This window comes from Streptomyces sp. NPDC091416, assembly GCF_044756845.1.
Lineage (GTDB): Bacteria > Actinomycetota > Actinomycetes > Streptomycetales > Streptomycetaceae > Streptomyces.
In genome coordinates, this window is record NZ_JBIVTU010000001.1 from 1,321,628 (window position 1) to 1,343,921 (window position 22,294).

Annotated in this window: 21 protein-coding genes and 1 pseudogene; 12 read left to right on the forward strand and 10 right to left on the reverse strand. The window is 70.7% G+C overall.

Annotated features, from left to right (window positions below):
- Positions 1 to 196 precede the first annotated feature (196 nt).
- Positions 197 to 925 (forward strand): DUF6333 family protein, encoded by a 729-nt coding sequence (locus ACIQMX_RS05930; protein WP_402475250.1) that lies wholly within the window; start codon positions 197 to 199, stop codon positions 923 to 925.
- 150 nt (positions 926 to 1,075) lie between these two features.
- Here ACIQMX_RS05930 and ACIQMX_RS05935 read toward each other — a convergent pair whose 3' ends face one another.
- The 3 genes from ACIQMX_RS05935 to ACIQMX_RS05945 all read right to left on the reverse strand — a co-directional run bounded on the left by ACIQMX_RS05935 (position 1,076) and on the right by ACIQMX_RS05945 (position 4,413).
- Positions 1,076 to 3,469, reverse strand: coding sequence for an ATP-binding cassette domain-containing protein (locus tag ACIQMX_RS05935; protein WP_402475252.1), 2,394 nt, complete (start codon positions 3,467 to 3,469; stop codon positions 1,076 to 1,078).
- A 79-nt stretch (positions 3,470 to 3,548) separates the two neighbouring features.
- Positions 3,549 to 3,959 (reverse strand): VOC family protein, encoded by a 411-nt coding sequence (locus ACIQMX_RS05940; protein ID WP_363076976.1) that lies wholly within the window; start codon positions 3,957 to 3,959, stop codon positions 3,549 to 3,551.
- A 10-nt stretch (positions 3,960 to 3,969) separates the two neighbouring features.
- Positions 3,970 to 4,413: a helix-turn-helix transcriptional regulator gene (locus ACIQMX_RS05945; protein WP_363076978.1), complete on the reverse strand. Its 444-nt coding sequence runs from the start codon at positions 4,411 to 4,413 to the stop codon at positions 3,970 to 3,972.
- A gap of 75 nt (positions 4,414 to 4,488) precedes the next feature.
- Here ACIQMX_RS05945 and ACIQMX_RS05950 point away from each other — a divergent pair.
- Positions 4,489 to 4,701: pseudogene (locus tag ACIQMX_RS05950) on the forward strand (VapC toxin family PIN domain ribonuclease); the annotation flags it as partial.
- A 65-nt stretch (positions 4,702 to 4,766) separates the two neighbouring features.
- Here the strand turns inward: ACIQMX_RS05950 and ACIQMX_RS05955 are convergent.
- The 3 genes from ACIQMX_RS05955 to ACIQMX_RS05965 form a co-directional block, all read right to left on the reverse strand.
- Complete coding sequence (locus tag ACIQMX_RS05955; RefSeq protein ID WP_402475256.1) at positions 4,767 to 6,827, reverse strand: glycosyl hydrolase family 28-related protein; 2,061 nt, start codon at positions 6,825 to 6,827, stop codon at positions 4,767 to 4,769.
- A gap of 193 nt (positions 6,828 to 7,020) precedes the next feature.
- On the reverse strand, positions 7,021 to 7,263 hold the full coding sequence (locus ACIQMX_RS05960) for a hypothetical protein (RefSeq protein WP_402475259.1): 243 nt from the start codon (positions 7,261 to 7,263) through the stop codon (positions 7,021 to 7,023).
- Complete coding sequence (locus ACIQMX_RS05965) at positions 7,253 to 7,495, reverse strand: hypothetical protein (protein ID WP_402475262.1); 243 nt, start codon at positions 7,493 to 7,495, stop codon at positions 7,253 to 7,255. Before ACIQMX_RS05965 ends, ACIQMX_RS05960 begins: the two co-directional genes overlap by 11 nt.
- A 113-nt stretch (positions 7,496 to 7,608) precedes the next feature.
- Between ACIQMX_RS05965 and ACIQMX_RS05970 the strand changes: the two genes are divergently transcribed.
- The 4 genes from ACIQMX_RS05970 to ACIQMX_RS05985 all read left to right on the forward strand — a co-directional run bounded on the left by ACIQMX_RS05970 (position 7,609) and on the right by ACIQMX_RS05985 (position 11,098).
- Complete coding sequence (locus ACIQMX_RS05970) at positions 7,609 to 8,451, forward strand: Scr1 family TA system antitoxin-like transcriptional regulator (RefSeq protein WP_402475265.1); 843 nt, start codon at positions 7,609 to 7,611, stop codon at positions 8,449 to 8,451.
- Entirely contained in the window at positions 8,432 to 8,698 is a 267-nt protein-coding gene (locus ACIQMX_RS05975) for a DUF397 domain-containing protein (RefSeq protein WP_402475268.1), read from the forward strand. Before ACIQMX_RS05970 ends, ACIQMX_RS05975 begins: the two co-directional genes overlap by 20 nt.
- Before the next feature lie 763 nt (positions 8,699 to 9,461).
- Positions 9,462 to 10,040 (forward strand): RNA polymerase sigma factor, encoded by a 579-nt coding sequence (locus tag ACIQMX_RS05980; RefSeq protein WP_363076988.1) that lies wholly within the window; start codon positions 9,462 to 9,464, stop codon positions 10,038 to 10,040.
- The gene (locus ACIQMX_RS05985) at positions 10,037 to 11,098 is read left to right on the forward strand and encodes a CU044_5270 family protein (RefSeq protein ID WP_402475271.1); all 1,062 of its coding nucleotides are present in this window, start codon (positions 10,037 to 10,039) and stop codon (positions 11,096 to 11,098) included. The genes ACIQMX_RS05980 and ACIQMX_RS05985 overlap by 4 nt, the downstream gene beginning before the upstream one ends.
- A gap of 101 nt (positions 11,099 to 11,199) precedes the next feature.
- On the opposite strand, the gene ACIQMX_RS05990 is transcribed toward ACIQMX_RS05985, so the two are convergent.
- Positions 11,200 to 12,174 (reverse strand): hypothetical protein, encoded by a 975-nt coding sequence (locus tag ACIQMX_RS05990; RefSeq protein ID WP_402475274.1) that lies wholly within the window; start codon positions 12,172 to 12,174, stop codon positions 11,200 to 11,202.
- 59 nt (positions 12,175 to 12,233) lie between these two features.
- Between ACIQMX_RS05990 and ACIQMX_RS05995 the strand changes: the two genes are divergently transcribed.
- A complete protein-coding gene (locus ACIQMX_RS05995) occupies positions 12,234 to 12,743 on the forward strand; it encodes a hypothetical protein (protein WP_402475277.1) in 510 nt (169 codons plus the stop codon).
- A gap of 26 nt (positions 12,744 to 12,769) precedes the next feature.
- Here the strand turns inward: ACIQMX_RS05995 and ACIQMX_RS06000 are convergent, their stop codons facing one another.
- Complete coding sequence (locus ACIQMX_RS06000) at positions 12,770 to 14,035, reverse strand: HEAT repeat domain-containing protein (RefSeq protein WP_402475281.1); 1,266 nt, start codon at positions 14,033 to 14,035, stop codon at positions 12,770 to 12,772.
- 793 nt (positions 14,036 to 14,828) lie between these two features.
- On the opposite strand from ACIQMX_RS06000, the gene ACIQMX_RS06005 reads away from it, so the two are divergent.
- Together ACIQMX_RS06005 and ACIQMX_RS06010 are read left to right on the forward strand one after the other, a co-directional pair.
- Positions 14,829 to 15,872, forward strand: coding sequence for an SGNH/GDSL hydrolase family protein (locus ACIQMX_RS06005; protein ID WP_402475284.1), 1,044 nt, complete (start codon positions 14,829 to 14,831; stop codon positions 15,870 to 15,872).
- Positions 15,873 to 16,217: 345 nt separating this feature from the next.
- Complete coding sequence (locus tag ACIQMX_RS06010) at positions 16,218 to 17,033, forward strand: hypothetical protein (RefSeq protein WP_402475287.1); 816 nt, start codon at positions 16,218 to 16,220, stop codon at positions 17,031 to 17,033.
- A 48-nt stretch (positions 17,034 to 17,081) separates the two neighbouring features.
- Here ACIQMX_RS06010 and ACIQMX_RS06015 read toward each other — a convergent pair whose 3' ends face one another.
- Positions 17,082 to 17,906 (reverse strand): AraC family transcriptional regulator, encoded by an 825-nt coding sequence (locus tag ACIQMX_RS06015; protein WP_402475290.1) that lies wholly within the window; start codon positions 17,904 to 17,906, stop codon positions 17,082 to 17,084.
- A 175-nt stretch (positions 17,907 to 18,081) separates the two neighbouring features.
- On the opposite strand from ACIQMX_RS06015, the gene ACIQMX_RS06020 reads away from it, so the two are divergent.
- The 3 genes from ACIQMX_RS06020 (at position 18,082) to ACIQMX_RS06030 (ending at position 20,424) form a co-directional block, all read left to right on the forward strand.
- Entirely contained in the window at positions 18,082 to 18,786 is a 705-nt protein-coding gene (locus ACIQMX_RS06020) for an alpha/beta fold hydrolase (protein ID WP_363077004.1), read from the forward strand.
- 249 nt (positions 18,787 to 19,035) lie between these two features.
- Positions 19,036 to 19,473, forward strand: a complete 438-nt coding sequence (locus ACIQMX_RS06025) for a VOC family protein (RefSeq protein WP_363077006.1) — start codon at positions 19,036 to 19,038, stop codon at positions 19,471 to 19,473.
- 216 nt (positions 19,474 to 19,689) lie between these two features.
- Entirely contained in the window at positions 19,690 to 20,424 is a 735-nt protein-coding gene (locus ACIQMX_RS06030) for a DUF4232 domain-containing protein (protein ID WP_402475294.1), read from the forward strand.
- Between the two features lie 42 nt (positions 20,425 to 20,466).
- Here the strand turns inward: ACIQMX_RS06030 and ACIQMX_RS06035 are convergent, their stop codons facing one another.
- Complete coding sequence (locus ACIQMX_RS06035) at positions 20,467 to 22,149, reverse strand: CocE/NonD family hydrolase (RefSeq protein ID WP_402475297.1); 1,683 nt, start codon at positions 22,147 to 22,149, stop codon at positions 20,467 to 20,469.
- Between the last annotated feature and the right edge of the window lie 145 nt (positions 22,150 to 22,294).

Below are 22,294 nucleotides of genomic sequence, written 5' to 3' on the forward strand. Positions count from 1 at the left end.
AGACACGCCGGCGCGGCACTCGTATGAGGTGGGTCATGTGTTTTTCTCCTGGAGGGGCCCAGGATGGGATGCGGCCGGGTCAGAGGCCCCCGTGGTCGTTGACACCGGCCGCCTCAGCCTAGGCCCCAACTCACAGTCGATGCACAGGGATTCCGGCGACGGCGTGTTGCCCGACCGTGCCGTTACCGTGGCGGCCATGACGGAGAACAGCTTCTGGACGTGCCCACCGCAGGCGCAGGTGAGGGGCTCGGGTCAGTACACGGTCACGCTGGTGCTGCCGCCGTTCCCGGCCGACGCGGCGGCCTTCCCGCCCAACGACCCCGAGGCCGCGCGGGAGTTCGCCGCCTCGTTCGGGACGGTCGACACGGTGCTGGAGTACGGCGGCGAGCGCAACATCAGCGACGGCTTCGCCCTGACGACCCGTGACGACCTGGAGTGGATCCAGGTCGGGGTGTGGGGCAACGTGATCGGCATCGCGGATCCCGCCCTGGCCGACGAGGGGAACTCGTGGCCGGTCCTGGAGCAGGTCGGGAACCTGGCGAAGCGCTTCCCGGGCGCGAAGATCGTCGGCGCGGCGACGGTCGACTGCGGGGAGGTCCACGAGGAGGCCGCGTGGGTGGTGCCCGGCTGCGAGCCGGTCCACTCCGAGGGCTGGCCGGACGGGGACGGGCTGCCGCCGTGGACGTTGGAGGGTGACCCGGAGGCCGTGCTGGAGGCGTGCGGGGTGACGGCACGGATGGCGCGGGACGCCGATGTCGCCTACGACCCGGAGGACCCTGCCGCCACCTACTGGGGCGGCCTCGGGGAACTGGTCCTCGGCGCCCGGCACCCCTGGCGACGGCCGCGGCTGCGGACATCGGCGTTCCGCGTCCGCCACACCCACGCCGCCACGGATCTGATGGAGGAGGTCTGGATCCCGGGCTGAGCGCGGAGGACGGCGCGCTGAGCGCTGCGGACTACTGAGCGCTGCTGACCGCGGACTGCGGACTGCGCAACGGGCGGAGGGGTGGGGGGGGGGGGGGGGGGGGCGCCCGCCCCCCCCCCCCCCACCCCTCCGCCCGTCACCGCAGTCCCGTCAGCCGCCGACGTACGCCGCCAGGTGCTCGCCCGTGAGGGTGGAGCGGGCGGCGACCAGGTCCGCGGGCGTGCCCTCGAAGACGACCTTGCCGCCGTCGTGACCGGCGCCGGGGCCGAGGTCGATGATCCAGTCGGCGTGCGCCATCACGGCCTGGTGGTGCTCGACGACGATGACGGACTTGCCCGAGTCGACGAGCCGGTCCAGCAGGCCGAGCAGCTGCTCGACATCGGCCAGGTGGAGTCCGGTGGTCGGCTCGTCGAGGACGTAGATCCCGCCCTTGTCGCCCATGTGGGTCGCCAGCTTCAGGCGCTGGCGCTCGCCGCCGGACAGCGTGGTGAGCGGCTGGCCGAGGCTGATGTAGCCGAGGCCGACGTCGGCGAGCCGGTCGAGGATGCGGTGCGCGGCCGGCAGGTGCGCCTCGCCCGCGCCGAAGAACTCCTCGGCCTCCGCGACCGACATCGCCAGGACCTCGCTGATGTCACGGCCGCCGAGCTTGTACTCCAGTACCGCCGGCTGGAACCGTTTGCCCTCGCAGTCCTCGCACGGGGTGGCGACCCCGGCCATCATCGCCAGGTCCATGTAGATGACCCCGGCGCCGTTGCAGGTCGGGCAGGCGCCCTCGGAGTTGGCGCTGAACAGCGCCGGCTTCACGCCGTTCTCCTTGGCGAACGCCTTGCGGATCGGGTCGAGCAGCCCGGTGTACGTCGCCGGGTTGCTGCGCCGCGAACCGCGGATCGGGCTCTGGTCGATCGACACCACGCCCTCTCCCGCCGGGATCGAGCCGTGCACGAGCGAGCTCTTTCCGGAACCTGCGACACCCGTGACGACGGCCAGCACCCCGAGCGGGACGTCGACATCGACCTTCCGCAGGTTGTTCGCCGTCGCCCCGCGGATCTCCAGCGCACCGGTGGCCTCGCGCACGGTCTCCTTGACGGCGGCCCGGTCGTCGAAGTGCCGGCCCGTGATCGTGTCGCTGGCCCGCAGGCCCTCGACGCCGCCCTCGAAGCAGATGGTGCCGCCGCCCGAACCCGCGCCCGGGCCGAGGTCGACGACGTGGTCGGCGATCACGATCGTCTCCGGCTTGTGCTCGACGACGAGCACCGTGTTGCCCTTGTCCCGCAGCCGCAGCAGCAGGTTGTTCATGCGCTCGATGTCGTGCGGGTGCAGACCGATCGTGGGCTCGTCGAAGACGTACGTGACATCGGTGAGCGACGACCCGAGATGGCGGATCATCTTGACGCGCTGCGCCTCGCCGCCCGACAGCGTGCCCGCGGGCCGCTCCAGCGACAGGTAACCGAGCCCGATCTCCACGAACGAGTCGAGGGTCTGCTGCAGCGCGTCGAGCAGCGGCGCCACCGACGCGTCCTTGACGCCGCGCACCCATTCGGCGAGGTCCCTGATCTCCATCGCGCACGCGTCGGCGATGGAGATCCGCTTGATCCTGGAGGAACGGGCGCCCTCGCTGAGGCGCGTACCGTCGCACTCCGGGCACGTGGTGAAGGTGACCGCGCGCTCCACGAACGCCCGGATGTGCGGCTGCATCGACTCCTTGTCCTTGGACAGGAACGACTTCTGGATCTTGGGGATCAGTCCCTCGTACGTCAGATTGACGCCGTTGACCTTGACCTTGACCGGCTCCCCGTAGAGGAAGGCCTGCAGTTCCTTCTTCGTGTACTTGGCGATCGGCTTGTCCGGGTCGACGAAGCCGGACTGGGCGTAGACCTGCACGGTCCACTGGCTGTCCGACTTCCAGCCGGGAATGGTGAACGCGCCCTCGGAGAGCGACTTGCTGTCGTCGTAGAGCTGGGTGAGGTCGATGTCGGAGACCGAGCCCCGGCCCTCGCAGCGTGTGCACATGCCGCCGGTGCGGTGGAAGGTCGCCTTCTCCGCCTTGGTCTTGTTGCCGCGCTCGACGGTGATCGCTCCGGTCGCCCGGACCGAGGCGGTGTTGAAGGAGTACGCGCTGGGCGGCCCGATGTGCGGCTTGCCGAGCCGGCTGAACAGGATGCGGAGCATCGCGTTGGCGTCGGTGGCGGTGCCGACCGTGGAGCGGGGGTCGGAGCCCATCCGCTGCTGGTCGACGCTGATCGCGGTGGTCAGTCCTTCGAGTACGTCGACCTCGGGCCGCGCCAGCGTGGGCATGAAGCCCTGCACGAAGGCGCTGTACGTCTCGTTGATGAGCCGCTGCGATTCGGCGGCGATGGTGCCGAAGACCAGGGAGCTCTTGCCGGAGCCGGAGACACCGGTGAACACCGTCAGCCGGCGCTTGGGGATCTCGACGCTGACGTCCTTGAGGTTGTTCACGCGCGCGCCGTGCACACGGATCAGATCGTGGCTGTCGCCCGCGTGCGGCGCGGCCGACGCCGAGTCCGCCCTCTTGGCCCTGGTCATCGTGTCTCCATCTGTTGGCGGGACCGCTCACGCGGTCCCGTCGGGTTCGTACGGCTTACGGTTGTGGGCGTGGGACGGCTCAGCGCCGTTCCTGGACGCGGATCAGATTGCCCGCAGGGTCGCGTACGGCGAAGTCACGCACACCGTAGGGCTGCTCGGTCGGTTCCTGGACGATCTCGGAGGTACCGGCCTGCACCTTCTCGAACGTGCCGTCGAGGTCGTCCGTGGCCAGCAGGACGCGGGCGAACGTGCCCTTGGCCATCATCCCGACGACGGTGGCGCGCTCCTCGTCGGTGACGGACGGATCGGCGTACGGCGGCTCCAGAACGATGGACGTCCCGGGCCGGCCGACGGGACCGACGGTGATCCAGCGCATCGCGCCCTGGCCGACGTCGCCCCGTACCTCGAAGCCGAGAACGTCGCGGTAGAAGGCCACCGAGGCGTCCGGGTCCTCGTGCGGAAGGAACGTGGAGTGAATGTTGATGTCCATGTCCGTCACGCTAATCCGGCTTGCGGGTGGGCGCTTCTCGATTCCTGACCGGTCGCGTGACCTGCTTCTCCACACAGGAGGGGATACCGGCCCGGCTGTCGTCGGCCTCCCGCTTGTAGACGCTGGGCGGCACCCCCACCAGCTCGGTGAACTTGCTGCTGAAGGTGCCCAGCGACGAGCAGCCGACCTCGAAGCAGATCTCGGTGACACTGAGGTCGCCGCGGCGCAGCAGGGCCATCGCCCGTTCGATGCGCCGCGTCATGAGGTAGCCGTACGGGGGCTCGCCGTAGGCCCGCCGGAACTCCCGGCTGAGATGCCCGGCCGACATGTGCACGCCACGAGCGAGCGCCTCGACGTCCAGCGGTTGCGCGTACTCCCTGTCTATGCGGTCGCGTACGCGGCGGAGGCGGGCCAGATCGCTGAGGTGCTGAGCAGGATCGGTTCTGCTGGTCACCGGGGAATCGTGTCACGCCGGGCGGCCGGATGTCCGGTGTTTAAGCGTCACCTCATACGGGTCGCCCCCGTGACGGACGGCATCGTCACCCGCGCGCCGGAGGTTCAGCGCCACGCCCTCCATGCGGGCTTCCACCGCGCGCTGTCGCTCCCGGACCTGCGAATCGCCGCGACGGCGGAGCTGAACCGGCTGACGGTCCTTCACTACGACGGCGACTTCGACATGATCGCCTCCGTCACCGGCCGGCCCTCGCAGTGGGTTGCTCCCCCGGGCGGCGCCGACCGGTGAAACGCCCGCTCCCCGTCCCCGGCCGCGGAATGCCGCGACCGGGGACGGGGACCGTCAAGGCGTGATCACCACGCCCCCGGCGCGGGCGGCGGGACGACCGGCGGGCGGTCGTCGCAGGTGATCGTGTTCGGCAGCAGCCAGGGCGCGAGCCAGCCGCCGTCGTTGCCTCCCCGGTCGGCGAGGAAGAACTCCGAACCGGTCGCGGGGAAGTTGAACGAGCCGCAGTTGTTGACGCCGACCGCGCCCACGTTGCGCGCGTCCACGTTCTCGAAGCTCGCCCCGCCCGCCGCGCGGGCGCTCAGCACCGAGGTGCCCGTGCCGTCGACCCGGATGTCCTTGAAGCGGACGCCCTCGATGTCGTACCGGTCCTTCACGGCCCAGTCGGAGACGAGCATGATCGCGTTGTACGTGCTGTCGAGGTAGTGGTCCCCGGTGACCCGGATGTCGGCGGCGTCGATGCTCCTGTCCAGGGCGAAGATCCAGAGCGCGCCGAGCCCGATCTTCCAGTTCAGCTCGTACGTGCCGGCCCGGACCGTCGTGTTGTCCGTGAGGCTCAGCTTCCCCGCGAAGGGCTCGGCGCCGAAGCGGGAGCCGATGTGCAGCGCGCTGCCCTCGCGGACCGGGTCGGCGACCAGGTTGTCCGAGACGGTGGTGTCGGTGCCGCCGTAGATCGCGATGCCGTTGGCGAGGACCGGGCTCTGGACGGTGTTGTGGTCGAAGGTGTTGCGGGCGTCGGCGGTCTTCTCGCTCCACATCGCCAGACCGTCGTCGCCGGAGTTGCGTACAAAGGTGTGCGTCACCCGTGAATCGGTCACGCCGGTGTGGAAGTTGATGGCGTCGGCGATCTGGTCGACGATGATGTTGCCGCTGATCCGCAGGTTCTTCATGGGCCCGTCGAACCACATGCCGACCTTGGTGTGGCTGATGTGCAGGCCCTCGATGGTCGAGTCGCTCATCGCGCCGCCGATGGCGTTGACCTGGTCGGTGTCGATGCGGCTGCGTACGTCGCCCTCGATGGCGAAGCCGGACAGGTGGACGTTGCGGCTGCCGCCGTCGGCCGCGTCCCTGCCGTAGAACCCGACCCCGGTATGGGTCGAGCCGTCGGCGGCGGGCTCGTCGAGCGCGACCTCGCGCCCCTTGATCTTCGTGTACCAGTTGCCGGCACCGGTGATCGTGACGTCGTCGACGACGATGTGCCGGTCGACGCGGTACGTACCCGGCGGGATGTACACGTCGAGGTGGGTGCGCCGGGCGAAGGCGATGGCCTTCTCGATCGCCCCGGCCGCGTCGCGCCGGCCGGTCGGATCGGCGCCGAAGGCGCGGACGTTGGCGGCGAGCAGCTCGACGTGCGGCCGGCCGACGAGCTCCGAGTCCAGCAGGTCGACGACCGTCCACGCGGCCCGGCTCCCGGCCGGCACGGTGAGCCGTACGGTGTCGCCCGCGCGGTACGTACGGCCGAGCAGGAGGCGCTGCTCGTCGTAGAAGTGGCTGGGCCGGAACGGCTTGTCGACGACGGGGGCCGGGGTCGTGGCGGCGGGCACGCAGGAGCATTCGGTGATCCACCAGTCGGGGTGGAGCAGCCCGGCGCCGGGGTCGTTGGAGAACGGGTACTGGTTGTACAGCCAGGAGTACTGCGAGGTCAGCGTCATCGTGGAGCGCTTCGCGCCGTTCACCGCGACGTCCAGCGGCGCCGTGATCCCGCCGCCTCCCGGCGCGTCCGGGATGCTGTAGCGCACGGTGATCGCGTTGGCCGTGGCCGGGAGCGTGAACTCGACGTGCTCGCCCGGCGTGAGCCTGACCGCCTGGCGCCCGGACGCCTCGGCCGGGAGCGTGTAGGCGGAGCGGTCCGGGCCGATGACCGTGCCGTTGGTGACCGCGTTCTCCGCCTCCTGCTCGGCGAAGGCGACCTTCGCTCCCCGTCCCGCGACGAGCGCGGGGTCGAGGGCTGCCCGGGTGACGGCGGGGGCCGCCGGGGCGCCGGGGCGCGCACCGGCCGGGACGGCGGCGAGCACGCCCGCCCCGACGGCGAGAACGGTCAGGGAGGCGACGGCCGAGGCGTACAGCCCTGTCCGGCGGGGTCTTCGGTCCGGCGGCGCGGCGGCGGCAGCGGCGGTCTTCCGTGACATGGCAGGCCCGTTTCTCTGAGGAGGGGGACGAGCAGCGACGGTAGGTCCGGCACGTCACGTCCCGCAAGAGTCTTGCGAGAAGATTCCGTCTGCTTGCCCAAATACTGCGCAGCCACATCATTTTCTTGCGCCACCACGCCGTCTGCTTGCGAATGTTGCAGCCGATTGCGCTGCCGCTGCCGCCCGCCTCTCCTCACCGGGGCAGCTGTCCCTCCCGGTTGACCTCGGTCACCCGGGCCCGCAGGACGCGCCCCGGCGAGGCCGGCCTGACGCAGTCGGGCGGACAGTCCCATTCCGCGCCGCCACCGGGAGGACGCAGCTGCACATACGGGCCGACCCGCCCCATCACACGCCCCACACGCCCGTCCCGCGCATCGACCGCGAACGCCCCGGGCTCCGGCGCATCCGACCCCGGCCCACCGCCGTCAACCACCATGACCGGCCTCCTTTCCTTCCAGCACCTCCGTCAGCCGCAACGCCGTGTCGAGGTTGCAGCGCCCCAGGTCGACGAGCGCGACCGGCTCGTCACCGGCACACGAGACCGGGTCGATCCGCAGCGAGGGCAGCACGACGCCGACCCCCGCGAATCCACCCCGCAATCGCGCCACCAACTCCTCCGCCGCCCGCACCCTGCCCGCCGCCGCTTTGCGTCGCTCCGTAGTCGTCATGATCCATTCCTTCCACTCTGAGTAGTTCCAACGCATACTCAGCGTGGTCAATCTCTCGCTAATCTGGAAGAGCGGCGATTCCAACAACCGCACGTGTGCCACAGGGGGTTGTCATGCCAGGTCCCAGAAAGCTCGACCCTTCGTCCTCCCCGCGCGCCCTGCTCGGCGCCGAACTCCGCCACCGGAGAGAGGACGCGGGCCTCTCCCAGACCGACCTCGGCGCACCGCTCTTCGTCAGCGGCTCGTTCATCGGACAGCTGGAGTCCGGGGTGCGGCGGATGCAGATGGACCAGGCGGAGAAGTTCGACGAAATCCTGGGCGCGGACGGGTTCTTCGTACGGAACTGCGCGGCGCTGCAGAAGTCGAAGTACCCGGAACACTTCGCCGAGGCCGCGGAGGCGGAAGCCCGCGCGGAGGCGATCCGGGAGTACGCACCTCAGCTCGTCCCGGGGTTGCTGCAGACGGAGGCGTATGCGCGGGCGGTGTTCCGGGCCTACCGGCCGACGGCGGCGGAGAGCGTCATCGACGGACTGGTGACGACTCGCTTGGAGCGCGCCGAGATCCTCGCCGATCCAACATCCCCGCTGTTGTGGGTGGTGCTGGACGAGGCGGTGTTACGCCGGGTCGTGGGCGGGCCCGCGGTCATGGCGGAGGCGCTTCGGCGCATCTCGTCGCTGATGCGCAGGCATCGGATCGTCGCGCAGGTACTGCCGTTCACCGAGGGCGCTCATGCCGCACTCACCGGCCCCCTCAAACTGATGTCGTTCTCGGATGCACCGCAGCTCGCGTATGTGGACGGCCTGGGTATCGGCAAGTTGGAGGACGATCCGGCCACGGTCCGTCAGTACGAACTGACTTACGATCTGGTGATGGCCGGCGCGGTATCGCCCACGACATCCCTGGCCTTGATCGAGTCGGTGGCGGAGGAATACGACCATGAAGCTCAGCGGTACTGACTGCGACCTTTCGACGGCTGTTTGGCACAAGTCCTCACACAGCGGGGGTGACGGCGGGAACTGCCTGGAGATGGGCTCCTGGCGCACATCGTCTTACAGCGGAGCGAGCGGCGGTGACTGCCTCGAAGTCCTCGACGGCGTCCCCGAGATCGTCCCCGTCCGCGACTCCAAGGTGACCGACGGCCCCGCGCTGATGTTCCGCGCGGCGGCCTGGTCGTCGTTCGTGGCCGGTCTCAAGCGCGGCTGAGCGACGTCCCCCGGGTTGATGTCGGCGTGACGCCGAGGACTACTGGCCCGCCGCCACCCCCGGCACGCTCCTGAACTGCGTCCCCCTCAACAAGCGCGCCACCCCGGTCCACCCCAACGCCGAGGAGCACGCCGACACGGCCACGGCCAATCACGCCGAGCGGGCCATCCGGATCGCCCTCCTCGAAAGCCGGCCGAACTCCTCGCCGAGCGGCTCCCCGGGCAGGGCCGGGGAGCTGCACTCGTCGAAATCGCCCGGGGCTCAAGCCCCGAGATCCGAGCGCTCTTTCAGAGGAATGGACGGCGGGATTGATTCCCACCCATCCACAGCCCCGTCGACTTCGTCGGCGCAAGGCTCCTGAAGAAGCTCCCGCCCGCGCGCGTCGCCCCCGTCCGCCACGTCGTCCTGCGCACCCTGGAATGCAGCGAGTGCCGGGCCCCCGGAAGCCCCGAGGCCATGCGCGGCGGCATCTGCGGCGCATGCCGCGGCAACCCCGCGAACGCACCCAGCGGTCCGGCGGGGGCCGTACCCGTACAAGGCGTGCGGGCCAGGATGAGCGCGGTACGGGCGGGGCTGGTGCCGCGGGCGGAGCGTCCACACCGGTGACGCACGCCTGACCTACGATCTGACATCCGGCGCAGACGTTCCGCGCGGCAGCCTGCCCGGCGTTCGTGGCAAGCCTCTGACCTGCGTGAAGTAACACTTCGGTGCCTGCCTGCCAATGACTGGGTGACAGACTGCCGATCCTCACTGGAGGTCCCGCGTGCAGATTCCCACGCACGAGCCCGGACGGAGCCGAACTCCGTTCGGCGAGGTCTATGAGGCTCATTTCGACGCCGTTCTCGGCTTCGTCACCCGCAGAACCGCAGACCGGCACCTTGCCGCCGACCTCACCGCCGACGTCTTCGTCACCGCGCTGGAGGCCTTCGAGGGCTACGACTCCAGACGCGGTACGCATCTGGTGTGGCTCTACGGCATCGCCCGCAACACGGTGGCGTCGTATGCCCGCAACGCAGCCCGCGAGCGGAAGGCGGTGGCCGCGTTGCAGGGGCACCGGCTGCTCGACGAACAGGACGTGCAGCGCTTCGAGGAGCGCATCGACGCCGAGCGGGAGGCCAGGGACCTGCTGGCCCAACACGCCGTGCTGTCCGAGCCGTTGCGCGCGGTGATCGACCTGGTCGCGGTCGACGGCCTGACCACCAAGGAGGCCGCGAAGGCGCTCCGGATCTCCCAGGCGACCGCCCGTGTCCGCCTGCACCGTGCCCGGGCCGCGCTGCGTGCCGGGCGCACCACCCCTTCCGACGCTTTCAGCGCCGCCCCACTTGCGGAGGTCTCCCGATGAACACCCCGGTCGGATTCAAGCAGCGACTCGGTACGGAACTCGCCCTCCTGGAAAAGGCGCGGGCCGAGCGGGCCGCAGAGGAGGCGTCCGGAAACGACATGCCGGTGGCCGCCCCACGGCTCCTCGCGCGTCCGGGCGTACGACGCACCGCATGGGTGAGCCTGGCCGCGGGCGTGGTCGCCGCCGCCGTCGTCGCCACCTCGGCCGGACAGGGCGCACCGACGGAGCCGGTGCGGGCCATGACGGTGGCCCAGGTGCTGAACGCGGCCGCGGTCAATGCCGCGAAGGGCTCGGACAAGGAACCCAGGCCCGACCAGTGGGTGTACACCGACACTGTGGTCTGCGGAAAGCCCTGCCGGCACGCCCCTTCCTGGGTGCGGTACGACGGGGGCAAGAGGGCAATGAAAACCCCCACGGGCGACCCCGATGCCATCTGGGTGATCACTCAGGTTCCGAAGCCGGGGAAGGTCGGGAGCAACCCCCGGGAGACCCGCGAGGTCCTGTCCCAGCTGCCCACCGACCCACGCAAGCTCCTTGAGCGGGTGAGTGCCGACCCCTTCTTCGACGACGGGCCGCAACCCCTCACTGTTTCCCTCTCCGGCAACGCGGATGAAAATCTCCACAACTTCCAGCCCGGGACGAAGCCGGCTGTCACCCCCGGAGCGCGGTTTGTCAGGATCGTCAACGTTCTGGAGAAGGCATCGAACATCCCTCCCCTGGTCAACGCCGCGCTCTATCGGGCCCTGGCACTGATCCCCGGAGCCAAGCTGGTCAGCACACCAATGCGAGACGCCGCCGGACGGTCTGGGGTCACCATTGCGTTTGATTTCCCGGAGGGGTCGCGCACCCGCCAGTATCTCTTCCTGGCCCCGCGTACCTACGCGTACCACGGCTCCCGCCGTGAAAGGCCGGGAGACCCCGACTACTTCGGCGCCTACGCCCGTGTGGCGACCGGCATCGTCGACCATCCCGGCCAGGTGCCCGGTGGCCCCGCCCTGGACCCCTCGGACATCGTGCAGCAGACGCCGAGGGCGACTCCTTCCCCGAAGACGCGCTGAATCCCGGAGCACGAGGACCGGGTACGTACCCTCGGCACGGAGCCGTCGAGGACCGGGTCCCGGTCCTCGACGGCCTCGGCCGTCCGGCGGCCGAGCGGTCCTCACCAGCGGTCGATCACGCGCACGCTCGGGGAGATCAGGGCGCGCGGTTCGGTGGGAAGAGTGCTGCGGGCACGGTTCCGGATGGCGATCAGCTCGTCGTCCCAGCGGCGCTCACGCAGTTCGGCATCGGTCATGCTCAGCCCTTCGGGATGCTGTCCGACGGCGGCAAGGTGTCCGAGGTGTCCCCAGGCCAGCCGCTCGACCGTCCAGCCCGGCCAGGCCTGCGCCATCCGTGCGACGAGCCCCGGCGAGACGGTGTCGGCGGTCCAGTAACGCAGCCGTCGGGCGGGCAGGTCGATGACCACGCCGTCGGTCACCGCTTCCTCGGCGGCCAGCGGGAAGGGTGGCTCGGCCGCCAGGGTGCCGGGAAGGGACTCGCCGTGGTGGGCCAGAAGCGGGGCGACGGGGTTGGACAGCTGCCAGTGCGTGAGGGTCGCGTCGGCGCTGATGATGCTGACCAGGGACTTCGCGCCGGCGAAGCTGTCGGCGATCAGCTCGTCGTGGCGGACGGTGATGCGGCGGGCCTCCGGTTCCCAGTCGATGAACCAGTAGTCGCGTGAGGCCGGGTACACCTCGACGGCCGGAACGTCGGCCGGTCCGGGCGGCGGCCCCGGGTGGAGCAGGCGGCGCAGTTCCTCGTCCCCGCCCCAGGCGTGGGCGACGTCCCAGTCCTCCCAGCCCGGCAGCGCCGACTGGTGCAGGGCCATGCTCTCCCGGTGGTTGGCCCCGGCGCGCGGCATGTCGAGCGCGCAGCTGTAGAAGCGGTACCGGCGTGTGGCCAGGTCCAGGGCGATCCCCCGGCAGGCCCGCGCCGCCACCGGGGCTTCGGTGATCCGCCTTCCCTGGGCGAGGACCCTCTCCACCAGGCGTACGCGCTCATCGGCCCCCGTCAGATGCCATGGGCCGTACTTGTCGTCCAACTCCCAGGCGGAGCCGTCCTCCAGGCGGATGAGGTAAGCAGTCCAACAACCCATCCGCGGGACACTACCAACCGGATACGGTGCCGCAGAGGTCAGGCATCAGGGGGATCACGTTGGAACGACGGAAGCTGTTCCGGATCGGGATCGGCATCGGCATGGGGGCGGGGACGGCGGTCCTGCCGGCCTGGTGGGCCGTGCGTCAGGTGGCGAGCGGGACCGACCCGGACTGGCACACCGACCCCGCGCCGCTGGAGCAGGCGTTCCCGCTGCTGGGCCCGCTCACCGAAGCGACGTGGGTGAGCAGCCGGGACGAGGACCGGGGCCTGCCGTCGCCGGACCTGGTGATTTCGGGCTTCGCCCGGCTGGCACCGGGGAAGCTCGACGAGCTGAAGGCGGCCCACGCCTTCGTCTCCGAGGAACCCGACGACGACTTCTCCTCGTGGTTCGAGAAGCCGCTCAAGGGCGAGGGACCGGATGCCCCGCAATGGATCCGGTCGCACGAACTCGACCGCAGCGGGGACTTCTCCACCGAGCTGTGGTTCGACCGCCGCAGCGACACGGTCCGGTTCCGGGCGCTCAACCCGTACGGCCAGGGACTCGCGTCCGGATCGCATCCGGCGTGATCCGGACGGGACTCCGCGGTCACGCCCTAGATCCGTGTCACCCCGGCGAACGCGTCGTGGCCGACGTCCGGGCTGGTGATCGCGAGCCAGGCGTGGCCGCGCATGGTGGTTCTGTCCCCGACCATGAACGGATCGACGGAGAGGGAGTGCGCCGCGAAGTCGACTTCGGTCTCCATACTGGCGTCGGGATCGTGGCCGCCCTCGGGGTCGTAGTCGGGGTCGTCGGTGAGGGGCTGCTCCCATTCCATGGGCTCGCCCCGCCACTCCGGGTCCCCGTAACGCCAGTACTGACGGTGTGACACACCGTCGATGGCGACCGACCAGATCATCGAGTCGCTGTGCTCGTCCTGGCAGAAGAACTGGGCCTGGCCGCAGACCGCGCTGAGCCGGTCGAGCAGGTCGTCCACGTCCCAGCTCATGTTCCCCAGTGGTGTGTCCGCGTAGATCAGCCGCCAGCCGTCCAGCTCCGGGGTGACGAACACCCGGTACGCCGTGCGCTTCGCGCCGTCGGGATCCGTGACCACGGCGACGTCGTTCTCCATGGCGGAAAGCCCCATGGCGATCGTGCAGGGTATGCGGTCGTGCAGTCCCATGACGTCGAAGAGGTGCTCGTACTGCGCGCCGGAGACGGCCAGCCAGCGGTGGTTGGGCAGGGAGTCCAGCCTGTCATGACCCGCCTTCATGCGGACGAGACGCTCCAGGGCCTGCCGGTCACGCAGGTCGAACTGGTCCCTGCCGCCGGTGAGGGCCAGGGCTGTCAGCGCGTGCCGTCTCAGATGGCCGGGCCCGTCACGGCGGATGGCGCGCAGGGTGGGCCCGGCGTGTGCGCCGATGGCTCGGACGGTCTTCTCGGCCTGGTACTGCAGGCGCTGATCACGGTCGTTCAGGAAGGGGATGACGTCGGTGATGGTTCCGGCGGCGGCCTCACCGAGGTTCTCCAGCCCCCACAGGGCCTGGTGCCGAAGGTCCTTCATGGGGTGGGACAGCGTCGCCGTGTACTGGGGGATGCACCGTTCGTCGAAGCTGCGCAGCACATGGCCCAGCTCCCACCAGTCGGGGACCTTCTCGGCCCGGGCGCGGGCCGCCACCGCCGCGTCGTACCCGGCGGGTCCTATCAGCCGCAGGGCGTCCCGCAGACCCCACAGGGCGAATCGGCTCACCTTGCCCAGCGCGGCCACGAGTCCGGGCGCGGCATCGGCCCCGGGTTCGGCCAGCCGGCGAACGATGTCGGAGGTCGTCTCCGCGTCCCGTCCGGCTTCTTCGAGTTCGGCGATCAGCGCGGATTGATCCATACGCCGGACGATATCCGAGGCCACCGACAACGCCCCGGGCTTCCCGCACCCCGATGCGGCGAGGACGCCCCGAAGTGAAGATCCGATGCAGGACGAGCGCCCGGGCACCACCCACACGAGTACCTGCCCGTACCCTCAACCCCCATAGTCTCGCGCCCACTTCGGACTCGGGCGCTCACGCTTCCTGGAGGACCAAGATGGCTTCCGCGCTCCCGACGATCATCGTCGTGTTCTTCCTCGTCATGCTCGTGATCTGGATCATCTCCGCGTTCACCGGGGGCCGAGGGGGCGGCGGCAACGGCCGTCGTTGAGGCCAGGATCCACCCGGGGCTCAAGCCCCGGCGCCCAAGGGCACTCTCAGCGCGTCGTCGCCCACATACCCCACCGCCCCGGGCTCGCTCGTTCATCCTCCTCGCAGCTCCCGGCAGGACGACGCCCGTGCTCCAGGTGCCCGAGGTACTGCCGGACCTGGGGCCGCGAGTGCCGGCCCAACTGGTCCCAGCGCGATTCCACGGAAGCGACACATCCGAACAGGGAGCACCCTGTCGCTCCCTGCGGCGAGCGCACACCTGCACCGGACGCGGACCGGAACGCCCGAACAGACTCCCGCGACTGGCCCCACGGCGGGGTGTTGGCAGATGACGACATGAAAGATCTGACCATTTGGGCCGATCGGGTCCGGAGCGCCCGTGTTGCGAAGAGGGCGGCCCGCCGACGTGGATGATCTTGGCCGAGGTGCCTCCGCCCGGGCACATTCCTGCCCCGGGCGCCCTTCGCCGATCCTGGAGAATCCATGCGACACCCCGTTTCCCGCCTGCGCACACGCGCCCTGGCCGTCGGTCTCGTGCTGGCCGCCGCCACGCTCGTACCCTCCGGCTCCGCCGGTGCGGCCGATCAGTACGAGTGGGCCGCGTTGGGCGACTCGTACACCGCCGGCGGCTTCGTCGGTGAGCCGCTGCCCGCGCTGGGCGACGCCTCGCGGGACGGCTGCGACCGCACCTCCGGCGCCTACCCGGGGCTCGTCGAGCGGGAGCTCGCCGAGTTCCCGCCGGGCAAGCCCGTCAACCTGACCAACGTCAGCTGCGGCAACGCCACCATCAGCGACATCGCCAAGACCAGGCAGACGCCGATCAGCCCGGTCCAGCCCCCGGCGGCCGGCTGGTCCGCCGTGGACACGCAGATCAAGCGGGCCAACCTGGGCGATCAGACCGACGTCATCACCATCGGCGTCGGCGGCAACAGCCTGCCCTTCGGCGGCATGCTCCTGACCTGCCTCACCCAGGGCGCCACCGGACAGACCTGCCGCGACCAGTACACCAACCCCTCCGAGGGCGAGGAGAGCATCGACGAGAAGCTCGCCCGGGTCCAGGACGAGTACATCGAGATGCTGGCCAACGTCCACCAGGCCGCCCCCAACGCCAAGGTGGTCACCGTCGGCTACCCGGCCGTGCTGCCGGAGAACGCCGCCGACTGCAACCGCCTGTCCCTCTCCGAGCTCGGCCCGATCGCCCACAGCGACATCAACTGGCTCCGCGACGACGTCCTCAAGCAGCTGAACAACACCATCAAGCGGGTCACGGACTTCTTCGGTGACCGCTACGTCGACGTCTACGCCTCCAGCGTCGGCCACGACGCCTGCCAGCCCGCGGACGCCAAGTGGGTCGAGGGCATCTGCGGCAACGCCGAGGACTACTGGCCCACCAGCGTCTCCGGCACGCTCCTGAACTGCGCCCCGATCAACAGGCGCGCCACCCTGGTCCACCCCAACGCCGCAGGCTACGAGAACACCGCCAACCACGTGGAGCGGGCCATCCGCATCGCTCTTCTCGAACTCTGAGCGGAAAGCCCTCCCCGAGCGGCTCTCCGGCAGGACCGGGGAGCCGCACTCGTCGAATCGTCCGGGGCTCAAGCCCCGAGATCCGAGCGCTCTTTCAGAGGAATGGATGGCGGGATTGATTCCCACCCACCCTCCCTGCCTGGCGGGTTGACTTTTCGCGACCGACTTGCGACGGAGGGTAGTCACGCTCTAGCGTCAGCCAGGACCGCGACGGCCCCCGCCGGTGAGGAAACACCGAGCAGGGGCCTGACCAGGACGATCGATCGAGGCGATCCCATGGCTGTCAGCCAGCTTAGTGCTGCCCCTGTTCCCTTGCCCGGCCCCGCGCCCACGCTCGACCATCCGATGGCGAATCCCGGATACGGCAAGCGTTCGGCCCCGGACCAACGCCCCCGCACGGGCCACGACTTCACCCATCTCCTCCCGCGTGACGCCGCCATCGCCACGTACATCGACGGGCTCTGCGACGGCGCCGACATCTCCGTGAAGATGCTCGCCAAGGTGCTGCCCTACGGACAGTGCGCGCTGCGGACCACGCTGAACCGCCTCCAGGAGGCCGGACACCTGCGCAGGGGCAGCGAATGCGTGGCGACCGAGGAGGCGCTGATCTGGGTCACGCGTACGTTCTTCTCCCGCACCGCGCGCGAGGACGAGTGGTGGGCGGCGTACACCCGGGGCGACGTACCGCCGACACCCCAACGCCGCACCCGCACAAGGTCGTTCATCCTCCTGGCCGCGCTCGGAGAGACCGCTCCCCGACTGACCCTGTCCGAACCGAACTGCGTGACGCTGGAACCGCAGGTCAGCGAGTGGTTCGAGCGGGGCGCCACCGAGGCGGAGATCATGTGCGCGCTGACCCAGGGCCTTCCGGCGGAGATCTACAGCCCGGCCGCGTTCGTCGCCCGGAGGCTGCTCGACAAACTGCCGCCCGCGCGCGTCGCCCCCGTCCGCCAGGTCGTCCTGCGCACCCTGGAATGCAGCGAGTGCCGGGCCCCCGGAAGCCCCGAGGCCATGCGCGGCGGCATCTGCGGCGCATGCCGGGGCAAGCCCGCGACCGCACCCAGCGGTCCGGCGGGCGCCGTACCCGTACAAGGCGTGCGGGCCAGGATGAGCGCGGTACGGGCGGGGCTGGTGCCGCGGGCGGACCGTACGTACCGGTGACGGGCGTCGGCGGGGGCCTGGCCGGATTCAACGCGACAGCTGTGCCGTCTAAGGGAGTTGTGACGAGCGCGCGGTATTCGTTCGACCGGTTCGGTAGCGGCCCGGGGTCGTTCCGATGATGCCGGTGAACGCTGCGGTGAAGCTGCTGGGGTTGGCCCATCCGCAGGCGTGGGCGGTGCGGGTGGTGTCGTGGCCGTCGGCGAGGAGTACGAGCGCGTGGTAGACGCGCAGTTGGGTGCGCCACTCGTAGAAGGTCATGCCGAGTTCGCTGCGGAACAGCCGGCTGAGGGTACGGCTGCCGGCTCCGACCGCCTTCCCGAGCTCGGTCAGCGTGGAGTTGTCCGCCGGCGTCTCGTAGAGCCTCCGGGCAATGGCTCGCAGCCGGTCGTCCTGCGGCTCGGGCAGGTGCAGCGGCTGTTCGTGCGCTTCGCGGAGTTCGTCGACGAGGACGCGGAGGAGGCGGGCGCGGGCGGCGGGGCTGTAGTCCGGTACGGCGTCGTCGTAGTTGCGGGGGCCGGTCAGGGCGAGCAGGACTTCGCGGGCGAGGCCGGAGGCCAGGAACACGGCGGGGCGATCCGGGACGAGCCTGCTGAGGGACTGCGGGAGAAAGACGATGCGCATATCGGTGTCGCCGTGGGCGCGGTGGCGGTGGGTGAATCCGGCGGGGGTCCAGGCGACGCGGTTGGCGGGCACGATCGACGTACCGCGCTCGGTGTGAACCGCCAGGACGCCACCGGCCGCGTACACCAGGTGTCCGCGTGCGTGCGACCGCGCTTCGCTCGTTCCGCCGGACGGCCAGTGGTGGCGCCCGCCGGACGGCCAGATGTGTGAGGTCACGCCGGCGCTTCCGGGAGGTTGGCGGTGAACGGGCATCGATCGGCATCGTATCGGTGGTCGGCCAGGCCCTGTTCCGGCGAGGCTTTCTCCGTACGGAGCGGTCGACGGCGGCGCGAAGCGCCCGGCCGAACCGCATCGCATCGCATCGCGGCAGGGCGCCTCGACGCCTCGACACCTCGATGCCTCGGCTTGAGCGGCAAGGAGAGATCACATGGCAACGTTCGTTCTTGTACCCGGTGGCTGGAAGGGTTCCTGGTCCTTCGAGGCGGTGGTCCCGCTGCTGGAGCGGGCCGGCCATACCGTTCACGCCCTGACCCTGACCGGCCTCCGGCCGGACGACGACATCGCTACGGTCGCGGCCGCCAACCTCGACACACACGCCGGCGACGTGGTGCGGCACTTCGACCGCGCCCGCATCACCGACGCGACGTTGGTCGGCCACAGCTACGCCGGGATGGTGATCGCCGCAGCCGCCGACCGCGCCGGCGGCCGGGTCTCACGGCTGGTGCATCTCGACGCCTACGTACCGCAGGACGGCGAGTCGTGCTGGTCGTCGACGAACGACCACTTCCGCCACGTGTTCGCCGCCGGCGCGGCCAGCACCGGCTACGCCGTAGCACCCCCGGGCAACGGCGATCCCCGCCGCCGCCCTCATCCCCTCGCCTCGTTCCTCCAGACCATCCGGCTCACGGGCGCGCACGCCCGGGTCCCCCGCCGGGAGTTCGTCTACTGCTCGGGATGGGAGGACCGGACGCCGTTCACCGAACTCCGCAACCGGCTGCGCGCCGATCCCGCGTGGCAGGTCCACACCCTCCCCACCCGCCACGACGCCATGCACGAGGCCCCGGACGCGGTCGCCGCGCTCCTGCTGGGCGGAGGCGCACCGGACGCATCGGATGCGCCGGTGAACCGATGACATGCCTGCCGGTGAGGACCGGCGAGCCCCGTCCGCCCGGACCCACCGTCCGGAGGCCGACCCTGCGCGGGGCGGGACGCCCTTGAATCAGTAAGAAAACTCTGAACAGCTCAGGCAGACGCAAGGCTGCGTCACCGACTCCGACGGCCTGGAGATCATCCAGGCCCGCGACCGCTACTGCCCGCCCCGGGACGGGGAGCGCGCCGAATATCCCGTGGCAGCGAGTGCGCCACCCACTATCTTGGCCCGATGACAACGATCAAGCAGGTCCAGATCACCTTCGACTGCGCCGACCCCGAACGCGTCGCGCGGTTCTGGGCCGAGGTGCTGGGCTACGTCGTGCCGGAGCCGCCGGAGGGGTTCGACAGCTGGGAGGCGTACAAGGGCTCCCTGCCTGCCGAGGAGTTGCCGCTCAAGGGATTCGTCTGTTCCGACCCCACCGGCGCGGGGCCGCGCATGTACTTCCAGCGCGTCCCCGAGGGCAAGGTCGTCAAGAACCGGGTGCATCTCGACGTGCGGGCCGGCACCGGGCTCGTGGGTGAGGAGCGGCTCGCCGCGCTGGAGGCCGAGTGCGCGCGGCTCATTCCGCTCGGGGCCGTACGCGGGAAGCTGCTGGTGGCCGATGAGGAGAACGAGTCGTGTCAGCTGATGCAGGACATCGAGGGCAACGAGTTCTGCCTCGACTGAGCGGGCGGTGACGGAGGTGGCGATGGCGTGGCGGTCACCGGGGGCCTGCCCGCTGCGGACATCGTCACGTCGCGGTGGGCGCTTCGTGCGCGTGCGGTAACAAGCCCTGATTGCCGGTGACTTGACCATCGGGTTGCGGTCACACTCCTCTGTGTGGCCAGTAGGCCGTACACAGGCCGGCCCGGTGGTCCGGTCTCGGGGGAATGGGACTTCAGCATGCACACGAAGGCAGTCAGAACCGGTTCCGTACGTCAGGCCCTGCGCAGCACCCTCCTGGGAGCGGGTGTCGCCGCTGCCCTGCTGGCGGCCACCGCCTGCCGGCCTTCCGGGGGCGACGGCGACGCCGCCGCCCCGTCGGGCTCCGTCCCGGCGGCGGGAAGCCCGTCCAAGGGCACCGAGCCGTCCGGCGACTCCGGAACCGGGTCCAGTAGCAGCCCGGCCGCCGACGCGACCGGGGACAGCGGCGAGACCAGCGGTGGCAACGGCACCCAGTACCAGGACTGCACGGCCTCCGGCCTCGGAACCGCGGTCGAGCTCCAGGACGCGTCCGGGGAGACCCCCCGGCACTTCCTGCTGACCGTCACCAACGACGGCGGGGCGCCGTGTGTGCTCAACGACGGACCGCTGGTGCGGCTCGCCGCCGGTTCCGACGCCTCGACCGTCGAGGCGCTCGGCGAGCCGGACACCGAGCCCGTCGTCGTCGAGGGCGGCGGCGGCAAGGCGTACGCGGGCCTGTACGTCTTCGGCAACGACGAGGGCGGCGAGGCGGAGTACGACCAGGCCGACCGGTTCACCGCGACGCTGGTCGCCGGCGAGGGCACCGAGCTCAGGGGCACCCTCGTCTTCGACCTGCCCGACGGCCTCGGCACCGTCTCCTACGACGACGCGGCACGGGTGAACGGCTGGGCCGGTACCGAGGGTCTGGCCATGCGCCCGATCAACCAGCTCTGACGGCCGCGTACGACGGGGGTGCCACGGACGCGGCGCCCCCGTTCAGTCCTCGCCCTGCGGGAGCAGCAGCGCGGAGTCCGCGTGGACGGTGACCTGGACCGGTACGGACTCCGTTGCCTCGACGCGGGGTTCGCCCGTTCCGGGGTTCTGCGCGTAACGCGGGTGCGCGCCCGCGCTGATCTGCCAGCGGATGCGGTGGCCTGCGGCGAAGCGGTACGCGGTGGAGCTCATGGGGACCGTGACGTGGGCCGGTTCCCCGCCGGGCGTACGCAACTGTGCCAAGCCGTCGCAGACGTTGGTGGAGCGGCCCGCCGCGTCCACGTCGCACAGGCGGGTGAAGACGTCCCCGTGGCCCGTGTCCGTGGATGCGGAGATCCGCGCGGAGACCGCGCCCAGCACCGTGACGGGCTCGGTCAGCACCGGGCCGGTGAACGTGAGGACGTCGTCGCGGGACTCCAGTGTGCTGTTGTCCTTGGCGCCGGCCGTGAGGGAGAGCAGTGGGCCGCCGAGAGCGGGGGTCGGGGCGGCCGGGTCGTGGCGGAAGGTGGTCAGGGCGGCCCGGTCCGTGGGGGGCTGCCGGGTGAGGTGGCCGTCGGCGGTGGGGAACCAGGCGGTGGTGGCGGGGTTGAGCGGCCACGCGTCCAGGTCCTGCCAGGCCGCGTCCGCGCCGCCCGTGTGGACGCGTACGGGGGTGGGGCGCAGGCCGGAACGGTCGTCGCACAGGTGGGCGCGGAGCCAGGCGAGGCTTTCGGCGAACACCTCGGGCCAGCCGCGCTGGAGGGCGGACGCGTGGGTCCAGGGCCCGGCGAGCAGCGTGGTCTCGGCGCCCGCGGCGCGCAGCCGGGCGTACTGCGCGAAGGTCTGGTCGACGAGGGCGTCGCGCCAGCCGGTGATCAGGGCGGTGGGGATGCCGGGACGGTCGGCCGCTTCGGCGGCCGACGCGCCCTTCCAGTACGGGTCGTCCGGGTCCGGGTGCGTCATCACGTCATCGAGCCAGGGCACCTCCTGGCCGAGCGCGGCCACGTAAGCGCCTCTGAGCGGACGGGCGTTGACGATCTCCTTCAGGTGGCGCCGCAGGCGCAGGGTCGCCTTGACGAACGGACCCATGCCGCGGTGCTGGTACGTCATTCCGGTGCCCACGAGCAGCGCGTTCTCCAGCTTCAGCGCGCCGTCCGTGTGGAAGAGGGCGTACGGGTCGTGCAGGCCGACCTGGACCACCATGGCCTTCAGTTCGGGTGGCGGGTCCAGGGCCAGTGCCCACTGGACGTAGCCGAGGTAGCTGGGTCCGACCGTGCCCAGGGTGCCGTTGAACCAGGGCTGTTCGCGCAGCCAGTCCACCGTGGCGAGGCCGTCGGCGGCCTCGTTGCGCCAGAGGTCGAAGGTGCCGCCGGAGCCGCCCGTGCCGCGGCAGCTCTGAAGGATCACGTGGAAGCCCTGTTCGGCGAAGAGCATCCCGTACTGCGGGGACCAGGGCACGCCCCGCCCGTAGGGCGAGCGTACGAGGAGGGTGGGGAAGTCGCCCTCGTCACGGGGGAAGTAGTGGTCCGTGATCAGGGGGCTGCCGTCGGCGGCGGGGACGGTCAGTCCCGGCTCCCGGGCGATCCGGTGGCGCTTCGGCGGGAGGCCGCGCCAGGTGGCGCGCATCATGCGCGCGGACAGCGGCGGCTTCGCTGCCGACGGTGTCCGGGCAGGCCTCGGCCGGGCGTCGTGCGTGGGTGATGTCATCGTTCGCCTCCGTCGCTCCACTCATTCTCGTACTGTGTACGAGAATAGACGATGCTTGGATGAGCGCAGACAGGAGCCGCAGCAGTGCGGCCGCATCCGTGAGGCTGCATCCGTGCGGCTGCATCCATGAGGCCGTATCCGTGAG